Annotated in this window: 22 protein-coding genes; 7 read left to right on the top strand and 15 right to left on the bottom strand. The window is 58.1% G+C overall.

Going from position 1 to position 22,441, the window contains the following annotated elements:
- Positions 1–41 precede the first annotated feature (41 nt).
- Together ACR0B0_RS03985 and infC are read left to right on the top strand one after the other, a co-directional pair.
- Entirely contained in the window at positions 42–875 is an 834-nt protein-coding gene (locus ACR0B0_RS03985) for a ferredoxin--NADP reductase (protein WP_170349391.1), read from the top strand.
- Positions 876–991: 116 nt separating this feature from the next.
- Positions 992–1,582, top strand: a complete 591-nt coding sequence (gene infC / locus ACR0B0_RS03980) for a translation initiation factor IF-3 (protein WP_437436676.1) — start codon at positions 992–994, stop codon at positions 1,580–1,582.
- A gap of 78 nt (positions 1,583–1,660) precedes the next feature.
- On the opposite strand, the gene ACR0B0_RS03975 is transcribed toward infC, so the two are convergent.
- Together ACR0B0_RS03975 and ACR0B0_RS03970 are read right to left on the bottom strand one after the other, a co-directional pair.
- Positions 1,661–2,977 (bottom strand): aspartate aminotransferase family protein, encoded by a 1,317-nt coding sequence (locus ACR0B0_RS03975; RefSeq protein WP_480646529.1) that lies wholly within the window; start codon positions 2,975–2,977, stop codon positions 1,661–1,663.
- Positions 2,974–3,753 carry a beta-keto acid cleavage family enzyme gene (locus ACR0B0_RS03970; RefSeq protein WP_170409662.1) on the bottom strand — a complete coding sequence of 260 codons (780 nt, stop codon included), beginning with the start codon at positions 3,751–3,753 and terminating at the stop codon, positions 2,974–2,976. The genes ACR0B0_RS03975 and ACR0B0_RS03970 overlap by 4 nt, the downstream gene beginning before the upstream one ends.
- Before the next feature lie 143 nt (positions 3,754–3,896).
- Between ACR0B0_RS03970 and ACR0B0_RS03965 the strand changes: the two genes are divergently transcribed.
- Positions 3,897–4,742 (top strand): MurR/RpiR family transcriptional regulator, encoded by an 846-nt coding sequence (locus ACR0B0_RS03965; protein ID WP_368040128.1) that lies wholly within the window; start codon positions 3,897–3,899, stop codon positions 4,740–4,742.
- A gap of 43 nt (positions 4,743–4,785) precedes the next feature.
- Here the strand turns inward: ACR0B0_RS03965 and ACR0B0_RS03960 are convergent, their stop codons facing one another.
- The 5 genes from ACR0B0_RS03960 to ACR0B0_RS03940 all read right to left on the bottom strand — a co-directional run bounded on the left by ACR0B0_RS03960 (position 4,786) and on the right by ACR0B0_RS03940 (position 10,698).
- A complete protein-coding gene (locus ACR0B0_RS03960; RefSeq protein ID WP_170348546.1) occupies positions 4,786–5,577 on the bottom strand; it encodes an FAD binding domain-containing protein in 792 nt (263 codons plus the stop codon).
- Positions 5,578–5,671: 94 nt separating this feature from the next.
- Complete coding sequence (locus tag ACR0B0_RS03955) at positions 5,672–8,032, bottom strand: xanthine dehydrogenase family protein molybdopterin-binding subunit (RefSeq protein ID WP_170348545.1); 2,361 nt, start codon at positions 8,030–8,032, stop codon at positions 5,672–5,674.
- Positions 8,033–8,111: 79 nt separating this feature from the next.
- Positions 8,112–8,597, bottom strand: coding sequence for a (2Fe-2S)-binding protein (locus tag ACR0B0_RS03950; protein WP_170358232.1), 486 nt, complete (start codon positions 8,595–8,597; stop codon positions 8,112–8,114).
- Between the two features lie 137 nt (positions 8,598–8,734).
- Complete coding sequence (locus tag ACR0B0_RS03945; RefSeq protein ID WP_170409656.1) at positions 8,735–9,733, bottom strand: molybdopterin-binding protein; 999 nt, start codon at positions 9,731–9,733, stop codon at positions 8,735–8,737.
- Positions 9,730–10,698, bottom strand: a complete 969-nt coding sequence (locus ACR0B0_RS03940; protein ID WP_480646526.1) for an XdhC family protein — start codon at positions 10,696–10,698, stop codon at positions 9,730–9,732. Before ACR0B0_RS03940 ends, ACR0B0_RS03945 begins: the two co-directional genes overlap by 4 nt.
- Before the next feature lie 234 nt (positions 10,699–10,932).
- Here ACR0B0_RS03940 and ACR0B0_RS03935 point away from each other — a divergent pair, with 234 nt between their 5' ends.
- On the top strand, positions 10,933–11,433 hold the full coding sequence (locus ACR0B0_RS03935; RefSeq protein ID WP_480646524.1) for a hypothetical protein: 501 nt from the start codon (positions 10,933–10,935) through the stop codon (positions 11,431–11,433).
- Between the two features lie 3 nt (positions 11,434–11,436).
- Here ACR0B0_RS03935 and ACR0B0_RS03930 read toward each other — a convergent pair whose 3' ends face one another.
- Both ACR0B0_RS03930 and ACR0B0_RS03925 read right to left on the bottom strand, forming a co-directional pair.
- On the bottom strand, positions 11,437–12,693 hold the full coding sequence (locus tag ACR0B0_RS03930; RefSeq protein ID WP_170348540.1) for a vWA domain-containing protein: 1,257 nt from the start codon (positions 12,691–12,693) through the stop codon (positions 11,437–11,439).
- Positions 12,693–13,601 (bottom strand): AAA family ATPase, encoded by a 909-nt coding sequence (locus ACR0B0_RS03925; RefSeq protein ID WP_480646522.1) that lies wholly within the window; start codon positions 13,599–13,601, stop codon positions 12,693–12,695. Before ACR0B0_RS03925 ends, ACR0B0_RS03930 begins: the two co-directional genes overlap by 1 nt.
- 134 nt (positions 13,602–13,735) lie before the next feature.
- On the opposite strand from ACR0B0_RS03925, the gene pyrC reads away from it, so the two are divergent.
- Complete coding sequence (gene pyrC / locus ACR0B0_RS03920) at positions 13,736–14,773, top strand: dihydroorotase (RefSeq protein WP_480646520.1); 1,038 nt, start codon at positions 13,736–13,738, stop codon at positions 14,771–14,773.
- On the opposite strand, the gene ACR0B0_RS03915 is transcribed toward pyrC, so the two are convergent.
- Together ACR0B0_RS03915 and ACR0B0_RS03910 are read right to left on the bottom strand one after the other, a co-directional pair.
- Positions 14,770–16,065 carry an MmgE/PrpD family protein gene (locus ACR0B0_RS03915; protein WP_480646518.1) on the bottom strand — a complete coding sequence of 432 codons (1,296 nt, stop codon included), beginning with the start codon at positions 16,063–16,065 and terminating at the stop codon, positions 14,770–14,772. The two genes, pyrC and ACR0B0_RS03915, sit on opposite strands and share 4 nt — an antisense overlap.
- Positions 16,066–16,102: 37 nt before the next feature.
- Positions 16,103–16,549, bottom strand: coding sequence for a type II toxin-antitoxin system RatA family toxin (locus ACR0B0_RS03910; protein ID WP_170348536.1), 447 nt, complete (start codon positions 16,547–16,549; stop codon positions 16,103–16,105).
- A 72-nt stretch (positions 16,550–16,621) separates the two neighbouring features.
- Here ACR0B0_RS03910 and hpt point away from each other — a divergent pair, with 72 nt between their 5' ends.
- Positions 16,622–17,164, top strand: coding sequence for a hypoxanthine phosphoribosyltransferase (gene hpt, locus ACR0B0_RS03905; RefSeq protein WP_170348535.1), 543 nt, complete (start codon positions 16,622–16,624; stop codon positions 17,162–17,164).
- Here the strand turns inward: hpt and ACR0B0_RS03900 are convergent.
- Together ACR0B0_RS03900 and lipA are read right to left on the bottom strand one after the other, a co-directional pair.
- Positions 17,151–18,308, bottom strand: a complete 1,158-nt coding sequence (locus ACR0B0_RS03900) for an amidohydrolase (protein ID WP_480646515.1) — start codon at positions 18,306–18,308, stop codon at positions 17,151–17,153. The genes hpt and ACR0B0_RS03900 overlap by 14 nt on opposite strands.
- A complete protein-coding gene (gene lipA, locus ACR0B0_RS03895) occupies positions 18,305–19,255 on the bottom strand; it encodes a lipoyl synthase (protein WP_170375090.1) in 951 nt (316 codons plus the stop codon). The genes ACR0B0_RS03900 and lipA overlap by 4 nt, the downstream gene beginning before the upstream one ends.
- A gap of 264 nt (positions 19,256–19,519) precedes the next feature.
- Between lipA and ACR0B0_RS03890 the strand changes: the two genes are divergently transcribed.
- Positions 19,520–20,068 (top strand): redoxin family protein, encoded by a 549-nt coding sequence (locus ACR0B0_RS03890; protein ID WP_480646513.1) that lies wholly within the window; start codon positions 19,520–19,522, stop codon positions 20,066–20,068.
- 50 nt (positions 20,069–20,118) lie between these two features.
- Here ACR0B0_RS03890 and ACR0B0_RS03885 read toward each other — a convergent pair whose 3' ends face one another.
- Together ACR0B0_RS03885 and ACR0B0_RS03880 are read right to left on the bottom strand one after the other, a co-directional pair.
- Complete coding sequence (locus ACR0B0_RS03885; protein WP_170348531.1) at positions 20,119–21,042, bottom strand: hydrogen peroxide-inducible genes activator; 924 nt, start codon at positions 21,040–21,042, stop codon at positions 20,119–20,121.
- A gap of 52 nt (positions 21,043–21,094) precedes the next feature.
- On the bottom strand, positions 21,095–22,216 hold the full coding sequence (locus ACR0B0_RS03880) for a DUF6456 domain-containing protein (protein ID WP_480646511.1): 1,122 nt from the start codon (positions 22,214–22,216) through the stop codon (positions 21,095–21,097).
- Positions 22,217–22,441 lie beyond the last annotated feature (225 nt).

Genomic DNA, 22,441 nt, shown 5'->3' with positions numbered 1-22,441 from the left:
TTTAAACGGAGATGCCGGTCACGCTGACCGACAGTGAAACCATGACAGAGATGAAGCCCGTGACCGAAGCAACCGCCGTGAAGGCCCCCGTTCTGCCGGACGCCCAGACCGTAACCGACGTCAAACACTGGACCGACAGCCTGTTCTCGTTCAAGGTGTCGCGCCCTGCCTCGCTGCGGTTCCGCTCGGGTGAGTTCGTTATGATCGGCCTGTTGGGCGACAACGGCAAGCCGCTGTTGCGCGCATATTCCATCGCCTCGCCATCTTGGGACGAAGAGTTGGAGTTCTACTCGATCAAGGTGCAGGACGGCCCGCTGACTTCGAAACTGCAGCACATCAAACCGGGTGACCAGATCATCCTGCGGCCCAAACCCGTTGGCACGCTGGTCCATGACGCCCTGCTGCCTGGCAAACGCCTGTGGTTCTTCGCCACTGGCACCGGCTTTGCGCCCTTCGCCTCGTTGCTGCGCGAGCCGCAGACCTATGAGGATTATGACGAGGTCATCATCACTCATACCTGCCGCGAAGTGGCGGAACTGGAATATGGCCGTCAACTGATTGACAGCATCCGTCAGGACGAGATGCTGGCCGAATTGATGGGTGAAGGCTTTGCCGACAAGATTCGCTATTACCCCACCACGACCCGCGAAGAGAGCCCCAAGATGGGCCGCATCACCAACCTGCTGAAGGACGGGACCGTGTTTTCCGATCTGGGCATCGAAGGCGGCATCAACCCTGACACCGACCGTGCCATGGTCTGCGGTTCGCTGGCCTTCAACTTGGACATCAAGGCGATCCTGGAAGAGTTCGGCCTGCGCGAAGGCGCCAATTCCGAACCCAAGGAATTCGTGATCGAAAAGGCCTTTGTGGGCTGATCTTCTGTCGCGGGCCGCTGGAATTACTGTGGCTCGCGCATAAACCCGCTGCAAACCTGTGAATTTCAGCCATTTCCGCGCGGATGGCGCTTGAAACGGGCCGCGCAGCAGTCTAAATTTCGGGCTCGAAATTCTGCAATCATCAAAGGAATGAACCAATAGCTCGCAGACCTCACAACGCGCCGCCGCAGCGAGACACCGGCCCGCGCGTCAATGATAAGATCCGTGCCCCCGAAATTCGCCTGATTGGCGCCGAAGGTGAAAACGTCGGGGTGGTTCATCCCGCCAAAGCAATGCAAATGGCCGCCGATGTCGGACTTGATTTGGTTGAAATCTCGCCCAATGCGAACCCGCCTGTCTGCAAGATCATGGATTTCGGCAAGTTCAAGTACGAACAGCAGAAACGCGAAAGCGAAGCACGCAAAAAGCAAAAAATCATCGAGGTGAAAGAGGTCAAATTCCGACCCAACACCGACACGCATGATTATGATGTGAAAATGCGCAACGTGTTCAAGTTTCTTGAAAACGGCGACAAGGTCAAAGTCACCCTGCGTTTCCGTGGTCGTGAGATGGCGCACCAGAACCTGGGCCGTGAGTTGTTGGAACGCGTGGCCGAAGACGTCAAGGATCTGGGCAAGATCGAAAACATGCCCAAAATGGAAGGCCGTCAGATGATCATGATGATCGGGCCTCTGCCACAGAAATAAAGTTCTCACAGAATGAATGATTAATGCCCCCTTTTCATAAGGGGGCTTTTTTCATTTCAAGCGCGCTGTCCCATACCGCTAGATCACGGACGCAATAGCCTTGCTCAGCTTGCTGACCATCTCATCAATCTGCGCGTCTTCGATGATGAAGGGCGGTGCCAACAGGATGTGATCCCCCAGCTGCCCATCGCGTGTGCCAGACATGGGATAGCAGATCAGGCCTTCGACCAGCGCGGCCTTTTTGATCTTGCCAGCCACCCCAAGCGCGGGGTCAAGCGGTGCCTTGGTGTCACGATCCGCCACCAGTTCAATGCCCCGGAACAATCCCCGACCCCGGATATCTCCGACATTCGGATGCTGGCCCAAAGCAGCCTCAAGTTTGGATTGGACCCTTTGACCCATGACCGCCACCCGAGCAGGCAGATCGCGTTGTGTCATTTCGCGGACAACTGCCAGGGCTGCCGCTGTCGCGACCGGATGGCCGATATAGGTGTGGCCGTGCTGAAAAAAACCAGACCCATTGCGGATCGCATCAAAAATCTGTGTGGTACACATCATCGCGCCGATGGGTTGGTATCCAGCGCCCAACCCTTTGGCGATGCATAGAATATCCGGGGCAACCCCATCGTGATCACAGGCAAACAGATGCCCGGTCCGACCCATGCCGCACATCACCTCATCCAAGATCAATAACACACCATACTGGTCACAGATTTCGCGGATGCGTTTGAAATACCCTTCAACCGCTGGCACCGCCCCCAAGGTTGCGCCAACAACCGGCTCGGCCATGAACGCCATCACGGTATCAGGGCCCAGCCGCAGGATCTCGGCTTCAAGCTCATTGGCCACGCGCTGACCGTAGTCAAAGCTGCTCTCGCCGTCGGGTTTCTCGGCGTATTCATAGCAGGGCGCGATATGAGTCATCTCGATCAGCATCGGTGCGAACTGCGCCCGCCGCCACGCGTTGCCTCCGGCTGACAAAGCCCCCAGAGTGTTCCCGTGATAGCTCTGCCGCCTGGCAATTACATGTCGCCGCTCAGGCTGGCCAATTTCCAAATAGTACTGCCGCGCCAGCTTGATCGCAGCCTCGGTCGCCTCGGATCCACCCGACACGAAATACACCCGGTCCAAGTCACCCGGAGCATGCTCGACCAGCAAATCCGCCAACGTTTCGGCCGGTTCCGAGGTCATGAACCCGGTATGCGCAAAGGCGATCTGCTCGACCTGTTCCTGCACTGCCCCGATGACGGATGGGTTGGAATGCCCCAGACACGACACCGCAGCATCACCACAATCCAGATAGCGGCGGCCCTGCGCATCAATCAGGTAACACCCGTCCCCACCAGCCGCGATCGGCAGCTCTGATTTTGTATGGCGTGGAAATACGTGACTCATTTGACTGCCCTTTCCAGCTTGTCAACAAGCGCCGACACCGACGCGGCATTGTCTTGCCACAGGGTCCCGCTCTCATCCGTCAGGCTGTTTTCAAACCCGACGCGAACGTCCCCGCCCTGCCCAGCAGCGTATGCCAGACAGGCATGTTCATGCGCGCCAAAGGCACACACCATCCATGGCGACGACCCTTTGGGAAATCTGTCCAGGTCCTGCGGGGTAGATTGCTGGCCGGCCGTATAGCGCCCCAGAACAAAAATACACTCCGCCTGATTTTCACGCACAATTCCGGCCTTTTGCCATTGCGCCAGCAAGTCGGCATCGTCAGCATCGTACAGAATATGCTGCACCCGCGTCCCCTGCGCGGCACACAGGCCGTAAACCCGATCAGCCAATTCAGGCGAGCGCGCAATCTCCCGTATGGAAATCGACGCCCAATCCGGGCACACCTGCTCCAGACACGCAAACTGGGCGACCACATCGAACACGCCCGCGGCCTCGGTCGTGATTTGCAGATCCAGCCCGGGTACACTCTGACGCAGCGCGGCCATCGTTTCCCGGTATTGACCAGCGTCCAGAGAATGCTGCCCCTCCGCATCCCTGATATGCAGATGCAATCCGTTCGCGCCCGCTGCAAAACAGGCGCGTGCGGTCTGGATGATCTGATCAGTGGATACCGGCAATTCCGGGTGATCCGACACCCCACGCCGCGCGCCATTTGGGGCGACAAGAACATAGGGCCGACCAACAGTTTGGATTTTTGATTGCGAGTCCGACATGCACATTCCTCGGCTAATACTTGCCCTATCTAATCTGCCAAAAATTGTTTTTTACTTGCTAATTGCATAACATTTGTTTTTTTACAGCTATGAACAGCACACCAACCCAGATTATCGACCATCTGCGTCAAGAGATTGAACAGATGCCAGCTGCCCTGCAAGCTGCTGCCAAATACATCATCGACTACCCCGGAGACTTCGGTCTTGATCCGATTCGTACCACAGCCACCCGGATCGGCGTCAGCTCGAATGTTCTGGTTCGATTGGCGCAACGCATGGGTTTCGATGGTTTCGAGGCCTTCCGCACCCCATTCCGCGATGCTCTGGTCACCGACAGGGAAAGCGATTTGGGACAAGATTGGTTGAGCGCCCTGCAGTCCGAGGATACCTTTGGCTCCTACCAAGCCAAACTGGCACAGAACGAACAGAACGTCGTCACACGGTCGCTGCGCCTCATGAAACCCGATAAAGTGCGCGAGGCCATCCAGTACATGACCAGGTCTCGCCGGTGTTTCGTGACGGCCACGCGTGCCAGCTATGCGCTGGCATATTATTTTTCCTATACAGGACGCATGGCGCATCCGGGCATTCAACTGGTGCCGCGCCATGTGGGATCCGCAACTGACGACCTATTGGATGCGGACCAACAGGATTGCCTGATCGCCATCACTGTTCATCCCTACTCGGCAGATACAATCCAATCGATGCGAATTGCGAAGCAACAGGGGCTGCGCCTGATCCTAATCTCGGACAGCGACGTGATTGCACCAGGTGTCGAGCCTGATGTTGCCTTCACCGTCAGCACCCGCGCCTTGCACCCGTTTTCCTGTTTCACAGGCGCAATGGCCGTTCTGGAATGCCTGCTGGGTCACCTGTTTGACGTCGGAGGTGACGCGGCCCACCGACGGCTGGAAGCCTATCAAAAAGCCCGCGAAGACACCGGCGCGTATTGGCAGCCCTCAAAACCTCCAAGACTACGCCGTACGTAAAAAGCCCCGACTTGCGGCCGGGGCTTCAAGGGTTTTCTACCATTCACATACAGGCTTCGACAGCCCGTTTTGTCATGACACCAACAAGATGCGCGCGGTATTCTTTGCTACCATGCAGATCACCGATCATGTTTGCCGGATTGATACGTAGATCCATCAGAGCATCGGCCCTGAACTCTTTGTTCAAAGCTTCCTCCGCTTCGGACCAACGGAAGACACCGTCTTCACTGGCGCCGGTCACAGCAACGCGCACCCCATCCGCAAAACGTGCAAGGTAGACACCTACCAGTGCAAACCGCGACGCAGGCTGCAGGAACTTCTGGTAGCTCGCCGCCTGTGGCACCGGGAACCGGACTGTGGTGATGATCTCACCTTCATCCAGTGCGGTCGAGAACATCCCTTCAAAGAAATCATCCGCCGCAATCTGGCGCGTATTGGTGATAATTGTCGCGCCCGACCCCAAAACGCCCGCCGGATAGCAAGCTGCTGGATCGTTATTGGCAACCGAACCGCCAATGGTGCCGCGATTGCGCACCGCGGGGTCACCAATCTGACCAGCCAACGCCGCCAGTGCAGGATAGCTGCCCGCCGCCTCTGCCGCGACGGTTGCATGTGTTGTCGCTCCCCCAATCGACACCGAGCCGTCGTCGTCAACACATACACCCTTCATCTCGGCAATCCCGCTCAGCGAGACCAAAGCGGAAGGTGCCGCCAGCCGTTGTTTCAGCGTCGGAATCAGTGTTTGCCCGCCTCCTAGGGCTTGGGCATCCTCAACCGCCAGAGCAGCAACCGCATCCGCAATGGTCGAGGGTTTCTCAAACTCGAAATTGTACATTTCGTCTTCCTTTCCGAAAGGCGCGGAACCGCCCTTCATCTGGCTGTAATTATTTCGGAGAGCGCGAGGGGCAGCCCCTCGCACCCCAAACCACTCAGCTGTTCATCGCCGCCCAAACGCGCGATGGGCTCATTGGCATGTCGATGTGATCCACCGCCTTTCCACCCGAGTTCAGCGCATCCAGCACCGCGTTCACCACTGCGGGTGGTGAACCGATCGCGCCAGCCTCACCACAGCCTTTGACACCCAGCGGGTTGTGCGTGCAGGGCGTTTGGCTGGAGTGGTCGACCGCATAGAACGGAACATCATCGGCACGCGGCATGGCGTAATCCATGTAGGAGGCGCTCAGCAGCTGGCCGTTCTCGTCATATGCGCAGTTCTCTAACAGCGCTTGGCCAATGCCCTGACCGATACCACCGTGCACCTGGCCATCCACAATCATCGGGTTGACGATGTTGCCGAAATCGTCCGCGGCAGTGAACTTTTCGATGCTGACCTGTCCAGTTTCCGGGTCGACCTCAACTTCACAGGCATAGGCCCCTGCGGGGAAAGTAAAGTTGGCCGGATCATAGAACGCGGTTTCCTCCAGTCCCGGTTCGACCTCCAACGGGTAATTGTGCGGAACATAAGCCGTGAGGGTCACATCTCCCCAAGCAACCGATTTATCGGTTCCTGCGACACTAAACTGACCGTCCTTGAGTTCGATATCAGCCTCGGACGCCTCAAGCAAATGTGCAGCTATCCGTTTGGCTTTATCGATTACTTTCTCGGTTGCTTTGACCATGGCAGAGCCGCAGACCGCCAGCGATCGGGATCCATAGGTTCCCATGCCAAACGGAATCTTGGAGGTATCGCCATGCACGATCTCAACCATCGACTCGTCAATGCCGATCATGTCAGCCACAACCTGCGGAAAGGCGGTTTCATGCCCTTGCCCATGGCTGTGCGCTCCTACCATTACGCTGATCGAGCCGGTGGCGTTCACCCGCACCGTCGCCGCATCATAAAGACCCGCACGAGCGCCAAGCATGCCAACGATGTTCGAAGGCGCGATACCGCAGGCTTCAATATAGCAGTTGATGCCCAAACCTCGCAGCTTGCCCTTCGCCTCACTTTCTGCTCGTCGCGCAGCAAACCCTGCCAGATCAGCTGCGGATTCAAGCTTGTCCATCGTCCCGTTATAGTCCCCGGTGTCATAGGTCAGCGCCACCGGCGTGTCATAAGGGAACTGGGTGACAAAGTTCTGACGGCGCAGGGCAATCGGATCGACGCCCAACTCGCGCGCGGCCTTGTCCACGACACGCTCCAGTTGGAATGTCGCCTCGGGCCGCCCTGCTCCTCGGTACGCATCCACCGGCACCGTATTGGTGAACATCGCCTTCACGTTCACCTGAATAACCGGCGTCTTGTAATTGCCCGCCATCAGCGTGCCGTGCAGCCATGTTGGAACCGAGCTTGAGAACGTCGACAGATAAGCGCCCAGATTGGCAAAGGTGTTGGTGCGCAGACCGACAAAGTTGTTATCTGCATCAAGCGCCAGCTCGATGGTGCTGACGTGATCGCGGCCATGGGCGTCCGACATAAAAGCCTCGGACCGGCTGGACGACCATTTGACCGCACGGTTGCAGGCCTTGGCGGCGAAGGTGCAGAACGCCTCTTCGGCATAATGGAAAATCTTGGTGCCAAAGCCGCCGCCGACATCCGGGGCCACAACGCGCACCTTATGTTCGGGCAAGCCCAGAACAAATGCACACATCAGCAATCGGATCACATGCGGGTTTTGTGACGTTGTGTACAGCGTGTATTCATCCGTGCCGCGCTTATATTCGGCTACGGCCACGCGCGGCTCCATCGGGTTCGCCACCAGACGGTTGTTCACAAGATCCAACGTGGTCACATGCGCCGCATTGGCGAAAACCTCGTTTACCTTGGCATCATCTGCCTCACCCAACTGCCAGTCATAGCAGATGTTGTTCTTCAGATCGTCATGAACCAGCGTCGCGCCATCCTGCGCGGCGGCTTTCATATCCATGACGGCAGGCAATTCCTCGATGTCGACGTCAATCGCCTCGGCGGCATCACGTGCCTGTTCAAGACTGTCAGCGACAACCGCCGCAATCGGGTCGCCCACATGGCGTACCTTGCCTTGCGCCAGAATGGGGTGCGGCGGCTCTTGCATAGGCGCGCCATGCTTGTCGGTGACTTCCCAGCCGCAGGGCATTCCCCCCACACCTTCGAAATCTTTACCGGTGAATACCTTGACCACGCCGGGCATACCCTCGGCGGCCGAGGTGTCGACGCTTTTGATCCGTCCATGCGCGATGTCGGAACGCAAAAAATGTACATAGGCCTGGCCGGCCACGTTAATATCGTCGGTATAATTGCCGTCTCCGGTCAGAAAGCGCACGTCTTCGCGGCGCTTGGAACTGGCTCCGATGCCACTGTCTTTGGGCATTGCTTGTTCTCCTCCCATTAACGGATGCTTATGCACCCTTTGTCATCCCACGGGCGTCTCGCTTACGCCCGCAGCGGCATCATTCGGCAGCGATGCTGCTGACGTCCTGGCCTGACGCGGCCATGATCGCCTTAACGATGTTGTGGTATCCGGTGCAGCGGCACAGGTTGCCTTCCAGATACTTGCGGATTTCAGCTTCGGTCGGGCGCGGATTGTCTTTCAGCAACGCAGCCGTACTCATCACCATGCCTGGCGTACAGAAACCGCATTGCAACCCGTGATGATCCTGAAAGGCCTGTTGGATAGTGTTGAGCGAACCATCGTCGTTGGCCTGCCCTTCAATCGTGCCGACATCTGCGCCGTCAGCTTCTAGCGCCAGCATGTTGCAGGATTTGACCGCCTCGCCATTCACATGGACCACACACGCGCCGCATTGTGCAGTGTCGCATCCTACATGCGTTCCGGTCAGTGACAGATGATCGCGCAGAAAACTGGACAGCAATGTCCGGCCCTCGACATCACCGCTCACGGATTTTCCGTTCACGGTCATTGAGACCTGTGTCATTCGCTCCTCCCAAAATGAAACTCCCTGGCCCGAGTTAAACACGGGAATTTTTGTTTGAGAACAAAAATATTTAGCGATTTGTCCAGGCGGTCATTTGGGTAGCCTTCATAAGTATTACGTTGACTCAGAAAGGCAAATTATCGCCGCGATGCCCGCGGTTGCGGCCGCGTCGGAATCTCTTTAAGCAACCCACCCACGCCCATTGCGGCAATGTCTGTTCCGGTCGTGTTGATCCCGCAGGCGACACGGGACAGCACCCAATCGGCCCCGTTCAACGCTGGTGACCGCGCGCATCCCGGCAACCCGATCACCGGTCGCGATCCAAGCGAGCCAAGAAATAGCAGATTGCCCGGATCGACCGGCATGCCGAACCGATCCACTTGCCCACCTGCAGCCCGCACCGCCTGAGGGGCGACATCAGCCACATCCGAGGTGGCCGACCCGGTCAGGATCATCGCTACCTGGCCTTGTATCTCAGAGACAGCTTGCGCAATCGCATCCGTCTGGTGCGGGACGATGCGGACATCGGTCATCTCCATCCCCAGTGCCTCGACCCGGCCCCGGATTGCGGCAATGCCTTTTTCATTCGAAGGCCCGCCGGGAATGTCGGTCACCACCAGCCCGGCTTTTTTGTAAACTGGTGTGGCAAGGCGGATGGCACCCTTTGCCACGTGTGAGGCTTCAAGAACATCCGCGCTTGGAACGGCATAGGATATGACTTTGATCGTCGCGACCATACCTCCGGCGCCCATCTGCTGATGTTGCGGCACGGTGGCAACTGTGATCATTGGGTTGACCTGATTGAACGCCTCAAGCGCTTCGACTTTTAGAACCACAACACCCGGCCCGTCCGCTATCAGATTCACGCGCCCGGTGAACGGTTGGGTCACCCTGAGCGCGGCAGCTTTCGGATCGGGCGCCAGGGCATCGGCCAGCATCCCAGCGGCCTTGTCCTCATGACAATCTCCGGGCTCCAGCCGGGCGACCGTGACGGCCTCATACCCAGCGGCGGCCAGTTGTTCCTGATGCTCGGGCGTCAGAACGATCCCTTTGCGCAGCTTGGCGTCCTGGACCTGCACGGAATGCGCAAGGATGGCTCCGGCAGCTTGATCGACGGGAACGGAGCCGAACTTCACGCTTTGCCTCGCAGCACGGCTGTCATTTGCGCCAAAATGGCCACGGCGATTTCCGAAGGCCCCGCAGCCCCGATATCCAACCCGATGGGGCCATGAATGCGGGCGATCTGTGCGTCGTTAAAGCCGGCCTCTTTCATCCGTGCCACCCGCTTGGCATGAGTTCGGGTAGATCCCAGGGCGCCGATATAGAACACGCCCGCCTGCAAAGCTGATTCCAAGGCTGGATCGTCCAGCTTTGGGTCATGGGTCAACAGCACCACCGCCGTGCGCGCATCCAAGCCCAGTTTGGCCACCGCCTCATCCGGCCAATCGGTCAATATCTTCTCACCCGGAAATCGTGCGTCCGAGGCAAAGGCGTCGCGAGGATCGATGATAGCCGGGTCATACCCGGCGATCCGCGCCATCGGCACTAACGCCTGCGCGATATGTACTGCGCCAACAATGATAAGCCGCAGCGGGGGATTATGGACCGCGACGAATGTTTGGCCATCTTCCTCAAACCCCGAACGGTCCATACGCAACCGGTCTGCATAAGCGTTGCGGCGCAGGGCTCGATGACCGGTTTCGATGTTCACTTCGTATGCCACGGGGTCACGCCCGGCACGCGCATTAACCAGCTCACGCAGCATAGGTTCGGGCAGCACGCTGCCCACCGGCTCGACCAGAACCCGGATAGTACCACCACAGGCCAGACCCACGGCAAAGGCGTCCTCGTCGCTGACGCCGAATTCCAACAGGCGCGCTTCGCCTTCGTCGATCGCCTCCAGCGCCTCGACCACAACTGCGCCTTCGACACAACCGCCCGAGACCGAGCCTTCGATCCGTCCATCCGCACCTATGACCAGTTGCGCGCCAACACGGCGCGGGGCACTGCCCCAGGTTTCCACCACTGTGGCCAGGGCTGTGGGCTGCCCTTCACTGAACCAGCGCAAGGCCGTTTCCGGGCTATTGTCGAATCTGTCCATTAACACTCTCCGCCAGCGTTCTGACCCAACATAGGCAGGTTTCGCCATATGAAAAGGAAACCCGGTCATCAACTCTGTGCGTGAGTTCGAAGTTCGGAACCTTCGGCGCAATTTAGCCCGGATACCGGCCATAACCGCAAGGGATTGATTGTCACGGAGCCTGATTCTAGCTTACACGCGCGACTAGTGCATTCTAGTATGCGCATATTTTATTTTCGCAAGGGAGACAGAGACTTGAAACGCATTTTTACACTCGGAACAGCAATCGCCCTGTTGGCTTCAACCGCCGCAAGCGCGGACACATTCCTGCGTTATGGCGAAGTTGAAGGGTGGAAGGTCTTCATCGACCAAGAAAAGAAATCCTGCCTGATCGAGGCCGTAGATAGCGCTGAAAACGTGGTGCAGATGGGGCTGACCGAAGATCGTGGCGTAGGCTATGTGGGCGTATTCACCAAAGCCAAGACCGACATCAAGCGTGGCGAAAAAGAAGCCGTGGCGATTCTGCTGGGCGACAACGTTTATGTCGGCGAAGCCACCGGCATGAAGGGTAACATTACCAAGGGCTATTCTGGCGGCTATGTTCTGTCAGATGATCCCCAATTCGCTGAGGATATCGCAAAACAAAAGGTCATGATCGTGTTCCCGGAAAAGGAATTCGCCTTCACCGTTGATTTGACCGGCACCTACAAGGCCATGGAAATGGCGCGTAAGTGCAACGAAGAACAGCTGGGCTAAGGGTCAGCCGGAAAGCGCGGTCATCAGCCGCGCTTTCTCACCCATATCATCAGGCTTTGAGATTGCGGCGGCTAGGTCTTCCAGTGACGCAATTGAATGACCGGCGCGGAAACTGTCCACATGCGGCAGCATGGCCACCACGCCCTGCGCCTTGGGCATGAACCCATCCCAACGCAACAGAGGATTAAGCCAGATCAGGCGGCGAGACGACAGATGAAGCCGTTCCACCTCTCGACCCAAGGCGTCGGGGTCACCGCGATCCAGCCCGTCTGAGATCAGCAAAACCACCGCCCCCTGCCCCATAACCCTGCGCGACCAATCGCGGTTGAACGCGTGCAGGCATTCTCCGATCCGGGTTCCGCCCTCCCAGTCTTGCGCTTCGGCACCAGCCGCAGCAAGTGCTGCATCCACATCGCGTTGTTGCAAATGACGGGTGATGTTGGTCAGGCGTGTGCCAAAGGTAAAGGCATGCACCTTGGCCCATCCCGCCCCCTTGGTGTTCGAAACAGAGTGCAGGAAGTGCAAGATAAGCCGGCTGTATTGGCTCATCGATCCCGAAATATCACACAGCACCACAAGGTTGGGCCAACGCGGCTTGGGCTTTAGGCGGGCGATATCGCGCAGTTCTCCGCCTTGACGCATGGCCGCTCGTAAGGTCCGCGCACGGTCAATCCGGTGCCCCAGATGGCTGGCTTGCCCACGGCGAGATTCGATCGGCTTTACGGGCAAAGCCAATCGCGCCAGCATGCGTTTGGCCTGCGCGATCTCGGCAGTACTCATCTGTTCGAAATCCAGGCTGCGCAACAATTCCTCGGTCGACGCGGTTTTTGAGGCGTCGATCTCCAGCTCTGTTTCGCCCTCGCCCTCATCAACGTCTGGCGGGTCACGTTCGACTCCGTCCAACAACGCCTCAGCCGCACGCTTTTCGGCGGCGTCGGCCTTGCGTTCCTCTTGCACGCCACGGATCGCGGGCAACATCAAGGACATCATATGTTCAAGATACCGCGGGTCGCGCCAATACAGACGAAAGACCTGCGCGAACACCATGCGATGTTCGGGGCGGTTCACGAAACAAGCGTGCAAAGTCCAGTAGAAATCCTGTTTCTCTGTAAATCCTGCTGCCTGAACGGCACGTATGGCATCAACCACCCGACCTGTCCCGATGGGCAAACCGGCCTTGCGTAAGGCTCGCGCAAAATGAGTGATGTTTTGCGCCAGCTTTGGATCGTCGGGGATATCAAGCGGCAGTTGTTCGGCCATCAGGCCAATTCCAAATCAGCTTTCGCCTGATCCAAAATCCGCTTAGCCTCGGACCCCTGCAGCTTTTGAATGTCGTCTTGGTATTTCAGGATCGCGCCCAGCGTGTCGCCGATCACTTCGGGGCTTAGGTTGATCACGTCCAGCGCCAGCAAGCATTTGGCCCAGTCTACCGTCTCGGCCACGCCGGGTTTCTTGAACAAATCCTCGGTGCGCAGACGTTGGACAAAAGCAACGACCTCACGGCTGAGCGCCTCGGCCGCTTCGGGGGCTCTGGTGTGAAGGATTTCGATCTCACGGTCGAAATCGGGATAGTCGACCCAGTGATATAAGCAACGCCGTTTCAGCGCGTCATGCACTTCGCGCGTGCGGTTTGAGGTCACGATCACGATCGGTGGCTCGGGCGCTTTGACAGTACCCAGTTCGGGAATGGTGACCTGAAAATCGCTGAGCGCTTCAAGCAAAAAGGCCTCAAAGGGTTCGTCGGTTCGGTCCAGTTCGTCAATCAGCAGGACCGGCGCACCATTTTCGTCCGGGCGCATGGCCTGCAGCAATGGGCGCTCGACAAGGTACTCATCCGAGAACAACTCAGACTGCAAGGTCCCGCGATCTGCCCCGCCCGCCGCCTCGGCCGTGCGGATCGCCACCATCTGTGCCGGGAAATTCCATTCGTACACAGCCGAGGACGCATCCAACCCCTCGTAACACTGCAACCGGATCAGGCGTCGGTTCAGTCCGGCGGCCATTGCCTTGGCGATTTCGGTTTTTCCGACCCCGGCCTCACCTTCCAGAAACAACGGCCGGCCCAATTTTAGCGACAGAAACACAACCGTAGCCAAGGCCCGCCCGCAGACATAGCCCTGCGCGCCCAGCATTTTTTGAACGGCGTCGATGGAATCCGGCTGTGTCATGTCAATCTTCTCCTTCGCCTCAACTGGTCATGGCTGTGTTCAAGCGTCAAAGCCATAGTCTTTCCAGACATACGGTGATCTGAGTCGTTGACAAGGTCTTTTCCGGCGGCGGGCTCTGTGCTAGCCGGTGCGCCATGACCGATAGCATCACGATCCGCCGCCCCGACGACTGGCATCTGCACTTGCGCGACGGCGCTATGCTGCAGGCCGTCTTGCCCGAAACCGCGCGACATTTTGCCCGTGCCATCATCATGCCGAACTTGGTGCCGCCGGTCGTGCGCGGCGATCAGGCCGCCGCTTATCGCGACCGTATCCTGGCTGCCCTGCCCGATGGCATGAGCTTTGAGCCGCTGATGACGCTTTATTTGACCGAAGAAACCGATGCCGAGGACGTGGCCGCCGCGCATGCCAGCGGGTTGGTCAAAGCGGTCAAACTGTATCCGGCGGGCGCCACGACCAACTCAGCCTCGGGCGTGCAGGATTTCGACAATGTCCGCTCGGTGTTGGAAAAGATGGCCGAGATCGGACTGCCCTTGTGCGTCCATGGCGAGGTCACCGACCCCGAGGTCGACATCTTCGACCGTGAGGCCGTGTTCATCGACCGTATTCTGGATCCGATCCGCAAGGCGACACCCGGACTGCGCGTGGTGATGGAACACATCACGACCAAAGACGGTGTGGATTATGTGAAATCGAACGACGCTGATCTGGGCGCGACCATCACGGCACACCACCTGATCATCAACCGCAACCACATTCTCGTCGGTGGGATCAAACCGCACTACTACTGCTTGCCTGTCGCCAAGCGAGAGGAACACCGACTGGCGCTGCTGGCCGCTGCGACCTCGGGCGATGCGCGGTATTTCCTGGGCACCGACAGCGCGCCGCATACGGATGCCAACAAGGAAATGGCCTGCGGTTGTGCCGGCTGTTTCACCGCGACAAACACAATGTCGCTGGTGGCCGAGATGTTCGAATCCAAAGGTGCGCTGGACAAGCTGGAAGGCTTCGTCTCGCTCAACGGGCCTGCGTTCTACCGCCTACCGGTGAACGAAGACACCATTACCCTGACCAAAGGCGCCCCCGTGGAATACCCGGACAAAATCGAGACCGAGGACGGCCCCGTGACGGTGTTTGAGCCGGGCTTCGCTTTGCACTGGCGCGTGGTTTAACCCGCCAGCATCCGTGCCAAATCGCGGGCGCGACCGCCGGTGCGCAGCATCGACCAGATCGCGTCCGCCTCTTCGCCACCGATCAGCTTGCCTGCCTTACCGCGCACGCGGTCTTCGCGATCAGACAGGGTCATCGGTGCCATCAGATCATGCGTTGCCTCAAGCTGCGCACCGTCACGGCGCAGCAGGGTCAGATGCGCCTGCGTTTCCGTCAGGGTCTCATCCGCCTCAACCGCGATCCTGTCGCGTAAGGATATCAGTCGCGGGTCAGCACAGACCTTTTCCGAATAGCTGCCCGGCAAGGCCGTATCATGGCCAAGCGCCTGCATGGCGATCACGGTGCGATATGAAAACTTCGCCCCCAGCCCGGTCGTCGGAGACATCTGGTTACAAACGCTCATCCAGCGCGGGTGGGTCTTGATCTTGATCTCGGTCACTTCGGGTTCGGCGATATCCAGATCACGCGCGGCCTCAAGCGCGGCGTGTAGGCCGTGGCAACAGGCATGGAACTTATGGCTGACTGTTTCGAACAGCCATTCATCGCCCAACCCATCTAAAGCGGTTTGCGCATCCGCCTGGCCGCTATGGGTCGTACCAAACCCATACTGACCTTCCAAAGCGTTCATGTTCGGCGTGAAGCCTTTAGCGATCAGCAACGCTGCCTCGACCCCGGCCGAGGCCGCAAGCCCTGCATTATAGGGCTTTCCCATTGTTCCGAATTGCGTCTTGAGGCCAGCCGCGCGGGTGGCCGTCAACCCAAGCGTTTTTTGCATCTGATCCGCGTTGAAGCCAAGGATGCGCCCTGCCGCAACGGCCGCACCGAACGCGCCTGCCGTAGCGGTTTGGTGAAACCCCGCCTGATAGTGATCCCTTCCAAGCCACAGCCCTACACGGATCGAAACCTCCATCCCCACCAGCGCGGCTTCGAGGAAATCGACTAGGATGCGGTCATCCCATTCACTCAGCGCCAGCGCGGCGGGCAGAATCGCAACAGAAGGGTGACCGATATGGGCAAAGTGCGTGTCATCGTAATCCAACGCATGCGACACGGTGCCATTGACCAATGCCGCCCCACGCAACGGCGCCGCCTCACCGCCAAAAAGATGCGCCTGCGCGGCGCCCTCTTCGCCTAACACAAGGTCACGCACCGTTTTAGAGACACGCTCATAAACCCCGGCCCGACCTACAGCAATCCAGTCTAATACAGACAAAGACGTGACGACTCGCGTTTGCATTGTCGTCTCGACGGGTCCGGCAGCAAACCCTGCAAGTGATGTGGAAAAATCGCTCATGGGCGCAGTCTAGCGTGCGCCGTATGCGGGTAAAGACCTAGCCGTACAAATCCGCAGCACGGGTTTCGAACGCCTGCACGATCCGGTGCATGGCCTCGTTGAACACAACACCGATGATACCTTGCAGGATGGCGTTCTTGAATTCAAAATCCACATGGAAGGACACGTTGCAGCCCCCCTGAGGCGCGTCTGCGAACTGCCAATCGGATTTCATGTATTTGAACGGGCCGTCCAGATATTCCGTGTCGATCTTCATCTGATCAGGAAACAGCGTCACCCGGCTGCCAAACCTTTCACGGAAAACTTTGAACGAGATGATCAGGTCCGCCTCCATCACCTGCGCCTCACCCGCGGCATAGGTCCGGCGAATACGGGCCGCGGCACACCAGGGTAGAAATTCGGGATACTTCGCCACGTCCGCGATCAGGTCGTACATCTGCTGCGCCGTATACGGCAGGTGGCGGGTTTCCGAATGAGTAGGCATGGCGTCCAGTATTAACAGGTGACAATGGCGCGTGATTTCGTATGTTGCGCGCCAAAGATCAAGGGGGCAGCGATGAGCGACCGTGCATATGTGATAGATGAGATGATCTCGGCGAAGGCCATCGCCGCCCGGATCGAGGAGTTGTGTCGCGAAATCAGCACTGAATACAAAGACACCGACAAGCTGGTCGTGGTCGGCCTGTTGCGCGGCAGTTTCGTCTTTATCGCCGACCTAGTGCGCGAGCTGGACCTGCCGATCGAGGTGGATTTCCTTGAAGCGTCATCCTATGGCGATTCAATGGAAAGTAGTCGAGAAGTTCGCATTCTTAAGGACTTGCGTGGCGCTATCGAAGGGCGCGACGTTCTGGTCGTCGAGGATATCGTCGATACAGGTCACACGCTGAACCACGTCACCCATTTGCTGCAAAGCCGTAAACCCGCGCGACTGAGATCTATCGCTCTGCTAGACAAACCCAGCCGGCGCGAGGTAGATTTCCGATCCGACTGGATCGGGTTCGAGATTCCGGATGAATTTGTTGTGGGTTATGGAATCGACTACGCGCAGCGCAATCGTAACCTGCCGTTCATCGGCAAGGTTCGCTTTACCGAGGATTGATCGGGCCCAGTACCTGTTGAATGGCGGCTACGAAAATCCCGGTACCGACCGGGATCAGCGCATCCGGGAAATCGTAGTCTGGGTTGTGCAGTTGCGGGTGGCCCACTCCTGAGCCCAGCCAGAACATAGCAGCTTTGGCGTCTTTGCCGAACTGCCCAAAATCTTCCGAGAACTTCTGCGGGTAAGCCGTCACTTCACAAGGTACATCCGTTTCAGAGCAAGATCGGCTTAGGATATCGACGGCGTCAGACGCGTTCACGCAGGCTTCGAAGACGTCTTCATAGGTGATCTCGTATCTAAGCCCTTGATCCAACGCCGCTTGCGCAACCAGCGCCTCGGCCTCTACGATCAGGCTTTGCATCCGCGCATCAGCGACGGTGCGCAATGTCACCCACAGCTCGGCCCGGCCCGGCGCCACGCCAAAGGTCGGTTCACCAAGATTGACATGCGTCACGGTCGTCAGCGCGAAATCGGCGTCCAGCGAACCGCCATTTCCCAGCCGTGCCATTTGCGGCATCAACGCGGCCAGTGCCCCCGCCGGTGAGACTCCATCCTGCGGCGCCGCCGCATGCGAGGTCTTGCCCGTCAGAACAACCTTCATCCCGCGAGACGCGCAGTTCGCTGGTCCTTCGCACAGCTGCACATCACCCAATGGTAACCCTGGCAGATTGTGCAGGGAAAACACATAATCCGGCGCTACCTCGGGAAACTTGGGATCGGTGCGATAGGCAATGGCCCCCTGCCCGGTTTCCTCAGCGGGTTGGAAAATCAAAACCACCCGACCCATTTGAGGACGAATCTGGTTCAGATGGTCTGCGACACCCAGAACCATCACCATATGCCCGTCATGCCCACACAGATGTCCCTTGCCTAGAATGCGCGAGGCATAGGCTGCGCTGGACAGCTCTTGAATAGGCAAACCATCAAGCTCGCATCGAATGGCAACTGTCGGCCCGGCCTGCCCGCTGTCGAACACACCCGCCACGCCGTGCCCACCGATTCCCGTCAAAACCTGATCTGCGCCACGGGCACGCAATTCGTCCGCGATCCGAGCGGCCGTCAACTCTTCTTGGCCCGAAAGTTCCGGGGATTGGTGCAGTTCGTGACGCAGGCGGGTAAGCTGCGCGAGTGTGTCAGGTGTCACCCTTGCTCCAGCTTCTTCTGGCGTGCATCGCGCAGGCGGGCAAAATCGTCGCCCGCGTGGTAGGACGACCGGGTCAGAGGCGTTGCCGACACCATCAGGAAGCCCTTGCCAAAGGCTGCTTTCTCATAAGATGCGAACTCTTCCGGCGTGACAAAGCGGTCGACGCCATGGTGTTTCGGCGTGGGCTGCAGATATTGGCCGATGGTCAGGAAATCGATGTCAGCGGCGCGCATGTCATCCATGACTTGCCGGACCTGCTGTTCGTCTTCGCCCAGACCAACCATGATGCCCGATTTGGTGAAAATCGAAGGGTCCATTTCTTTGACCCGCTGCAACAGGCGCAGCGAATGGAAATAGCGCGCACCGGGGCGTACTTCGGGATACAGACCCGGGACGGTTTCAAGGTTGTGGTTGAACACGTCCGGCTTGGCTTCGACGACAACTTCCAGAACCGAGGGGTCACACTTCAGAAAATCTGGCGTCAAAATCTCGATCGTTGTCTTAGGCGAACGGTGCCGTACGGCGCGAATAGTCTGCGCGAAATGCTCCGCCCCGCCGTCGGTCAGGTCATCGCGGTCCACAGACGTTATGACCACGTGGTTCAGCCCCAGTTTCTGCACGGCGTGTGCCACGCGTCCGGGCTCAAACGCGTCCAGATCATCTGGGCGGCCGGTGGCAATGTTGCAGAATGTACAGCCGCGGGTACAGATCTCGCCCATGATCATCATGGTGGCGTGGCCCTGGCTCCAGCATTCGCCCACGTTCGGACACCCGGCCTCTTCGCAGACAGTAACCAGATTGTTCTCGCGCATGATTTTGTGAGTTTCGGCATAGCCCTTACCACCGGGTGCCTTTACGCGAATCCACTTCGGCTTTTTCGGTTGCGCATTGTCCTGACGATGCGCCTTTTCGGGATGACGTTGTTCGGGGATCTTCAGATCACGCACGGTTTGCTTTCCTGACTTTGGGTCATTTTGCTTCGACATAATATAAACAGCAGCGGTTAGCTACGCCACCCATGCATAGCTGCCATAACAGCGCACTATGCAATTGCAGAAGAGCACCCAGCAAATCCCGACAAAGTTTCATTGAAAACAGCACGCTTTGAGGGCTTCACAAGAATTCGCGTTCGCAGCAACAATCACGTTGAAGCCAATTTAGAACTGTTTTAAATCTTCGGCAGTTTACAGATGAATCACAGGAAATTGAGCATGAAATCCGGTACTAAACTGCCTGACGTAACCTTTCACACCCGCGTCCGTGACGAGGCTGTCGAAGGCCCCAACCCGTTCCGTTGGGAAGACAAGACCACTGCAGATTACTTTGCCGGTAAACGGGTGATCCTGTTCTCGTTGCCCGGCGCATTCACCCCTACCTGTTCGACCTACCAACTGCCCGGTTTTGAAAACGGTTATGCCGAATTCAAGGAAAAAGGCATCGACGACATCTTTTGCATGTCAGTGAATGACAGCTTTGTCATGAACAAATGGGCACAGGACCAAGGTCTGGAAAACGTCAAGGTCATTCCAGACGGATCTGGAGAGTTCACTCGCAAGATGGGCATGCTGGTCGACAAGGACAATCTGGGTTTTGGCATGCGCTCGTGGCGCTATGCCGCCATCGTCAATGACGGTGTGGTTGAGGCATGGTTCGAAGAGCCCGGCCTGATGGATAACTGCCCTGAAGACCCCTATGGCGTGTCGTCCCCGGACAACCTTAAAAAACACCTGAACGAAGCCAAAGAACCCGCACTGGCCTAAGCTTCGCGCTAAATCAAAGCAAAGGCCCGCCCATGGCGGGTCTTTTCATTTCAGGCGCGTGTTGCGGTGACGATGCCTTCTCCGACTTGGCGGATGACCTGAGCCAGACCGTCGAACCAATCCTCGCCCACAGTCGATGCACGCCGGACCAGACCAACCGTCCGCGCCGGTTGCGGCGTGCCAAAGCGCAGCAGTTTCAATCCGGGAACAGCGTCAGATTCCGCGCGCGCGGCCAGTTCGGGCATGAGAGTCAGACCAAACCCCTCAGCCACCAATCGTGACAACGTCGCAAGCGATGACGCACCCATATTGATCAGGCCGCTGCTTCGATCCCGACCGCAGACCTCAAGCGCCTGATCGGTCAGACAGTGACCGTCATCAAGCAACATCAGTTGCGCGGTCTGCAGGTCCAGCGGCCGTAATGCTTCGGGATTGGGGACCATGCCCTTCAAGCGCGCTGAACTGCCAGCCAACAGGAAGCGATCCTGAAACAGAGGCAGCTCAAACAACTCACTCCCACCGGCGGGCAAAGCCATGACGCCGGCGTCGATTTCCCCGGCGCGCAGCATAGTCAGCAAACGCTCTGTTCTGGCTTCGCGCACCTGCACGCGCAACGACACATCGGACGATCGCAACCCAGCCAGCACACCCGGCAGTAAATACGGCGCGATCGTTGGGATGATCCCGATCGCCAACGACCTGTGCCCCCCAGAGCGATCCTTGGCAAACTGATCTAACCTGTCCGCCGCTCCAAGAACCTGACGCGCATGATCCAGCACGTCGCGCCCTAGCGGGGTCAGCAGAATATCACGCGCCTGACGTTCGAAAAGCGGACCGCCCAAACTGTCCTCTAACGCCTTGATCTGCACGGACAAGGCGGGCTGAGACACGTGGCACACCTGGGCGGCCCGACCGAAATTGCGCTGTTCTGCGACTGCACTGAAGTATTTCAGCTGTCTAAGGGTAAAATTCATAACCTTTGATTATCACCCATCCACCCAAGTGCAACCAAAACATATCGCACCGTTATCCGATCATGCGATTGCGCTCGGACTGCCCTTCATAATGCCGCTTGAGCCGCTGCAACGCGATCCGCAACACGATCTTGCCCGAGCGCGCCGACCAGCCCATCCGCTTTTCCGCAAGCTCTAGCCCTTCGAGGTAGCAACAGCAGCGCAAAGCAACATCGCTGAGACCCGGACCCAGATCTGACAAAGCATGTTCAACCCGATCCCGTGCGTCCGACGCCCCGTGCCCAGCATGGGCTTCACTGTTGAAACCACCGCGCCCCCCTGCAGTCAGAAAATGGTCCCAATTCTGTGCGACCTGAGGACCAATCTGCGCCAGTTCGAAATCCTCACGCAGGCGTTCGCCCGCCGCCACAAGTGTTTCATCAAGAAAAGGCTTTCCGTCCCGATCTCGCCGACGTGCCAATGCGATCAGGGGGCTTTCCGCTGCACTATAACGAATCCGCCGAGGCCGGTCGGGTTTTGCAGTCACGCTCTGACAGGGCGCCATTTGCGCTTGGAACGGCGCTTGTGCATCTGCCATTCCAAATTCACTACGCTCACGCGCTTTGTTCTCGGCCTCGGCAATAAGGCGGCTCAGTGCCGAGCGGCCCGACGAAGAAATCCGATACCGCGAAATCCGTCCGGGATTGTCGCAGGAAATCCAGTCTTTCAGCGCCAGCGCCTGCGCAATCTTGCAATCCACAACCGCTGTTCGTGTGGCGCCGCTGTCTCCGGTGTCGCGGACCACCACGGCCTTGTCCATTTCCTCAGCCACCGCAAGCACTGACCCCGTTTCACACAAACGGCGCAAAATTCGCAGTGCCTCGCGGTAAAATTCTTCGTCCTTGGCGGCGGCGGTTTCCTCTTCGGTCACAGCCAAGGCCCCGAATTGGATCGGGCCCGTGCCATCGGCTGAATCCGAGAAATGCGTTTCCGCCAGAGATTGCAGCGCGGCATCCACCAAGGGATCGTCCCGTCGCATTTCGATGCGCCTGATTTGTCTGAGTATGGTCGAAGCATGGCACCCTGCGGATCGCGCAATATCGCGGATCGACTGTCCGGTCTCTGTGTGGACAAGGTATCGTTGTGCCCCCTCAGGTACCCAGGCCGGGATGGTGAATGCCATGTTGTTTTCCATAGTTACTTGCCCTCGTCGACACAACAATCTGTTTTCAATCGCCCCCGATGAATTTGTTAACCAATTCTAACTAGAGTTGCTTTCGTTACTCGTTCGTTAACCCGCAGCGACAAGGACCAGATTTGATTCAAAAACATAAACACTCATGAAGTTAGAGTTCGGCGCGAACCCAATCAAGGCAACACCCGCTTGGGTTGTGTCACACATTCAGGGACATTCACTCAC

This window comes from Ruegeria sp. BA12, assembly GCF_056539625.1.
This window is presented reverse-complemented; position numbering and strand designations above follow the sequence as displayed.

Coding starts and splice junctions, on each gene's coding strand:
- ACR0B0_RS03985 (WP_170349391.1), top strand. CDS start 42: ATGACAGAGATGAAGCCCGTGACCGAAGCAACCGCCGTGAAGGCCCCC.
- ACR0B0_RS03975 (WP_480646529.1), bottom strand. CDS start 2,977: ATGAGTCACGTATTTCCACGCCATACAAAATCAGAGCTGCCGATCGCG.
- ACR0B0_RS03970 (WP_170409662.1), bottom strand. CDS start 3,753: ATGTCGGACTCGCAATCAAAAATCCAAACTGTTGGTCGGCCCTATGTT.
- ACR0B0_RS03965 (WP_368040128.1), top strand. CDS start 3,897: ATGCCAGCTGCCCTGCAAGCTGCTGCCAAATACATCATCGACTACCCC.
- ACR0B0_RS03960 (WP_170348546.1), bottom strand. CDS start 5,577: ATGTACAATTTCGAGTTTGAGAAACCCTCGACCATTGCGGATGCGGTT.
- ACR0B0_RS03955 (WP_170348545.1), bottom strand. CDS start 8,032: ATGCCCAAAGACAGTGGCATCGGAGCCAGTTCCAAGCGCCGCGAAGAC.
- ACR0B0_RS03950 (WP_170358232.1), bottom strand. CDS start 8,597: ATGACACAGGTCTCAATGACCGTGAACGGAAAATCCGTGAGCGGTGAT.
- ACR0B0_RS03940 (WP_480646526.1), bottom strand. CDS start 10,698: ATGGACAGATTCGACAATAGCCCGGAAACGGCCTTGCGCTGGTTCAGT.
- ACR0B0_RS03930 (WP_170348540.1), bottom strand. CDS start 12,693: ATGGCCGAACAACTGCCGCTTGATATCCCCGACGATCCAAAGCTGGCG.
- ACR0B0_RS03925 (WP_480646522.1), bottom strand. CDS start 13,601: ATGACACAGCCGGATTCCATCGACGCCGTTCAAAAAATGCTGGGCGCG.
- pyrC (WP_480646520.1), top strand. CDS start 13,736: ATGACCGATAGCATCACGATCCGCCGCCCCGACGACTGGCATCTGCAC.
- ACR0B0_RS03915 (WP_480646518.1), bottom strand. CDS start 16,065: ATGAGCGATTTTTCCACATCACTTGCAGGGTTTGCTGCCGGACCCGTC.
- ACR0B0_RS03910 (WP_170348536.1), bottom strand. CDS start 16,549: ATGCCTACTCATTCGGAAACCCGCCACCTGCCGTATACGGCGCAGCAG.
- hpt (WP_170348535.1), top strand. CDS start 16,622: ATGAGCGACCGTGCATATGTGATAGATGAGATGATCTCGGCGAAGGCC.
- ACR0B0_RS03890 (WP_480646513.1), top strand. CDS start 19,520: ATGAAATCCGGTACTAAACTGCCTGACGTAACCTTTCACACCCGCGTC.
- ACR0B0_RS03885 (WP_170348531.1), bottom strand. CDS start 21,042: ATGAATTTTACCCTTAGACAGCTGAAATACTTCAGTGCAGTCGCAGAA.
- ACR0B0_RS03880 (WP_480646511.1), bottom strand. CDS start 22,216: ATGGAAAACAACATGGCATTCACCATCCCGGCCTGGGTACCTGAGGGG.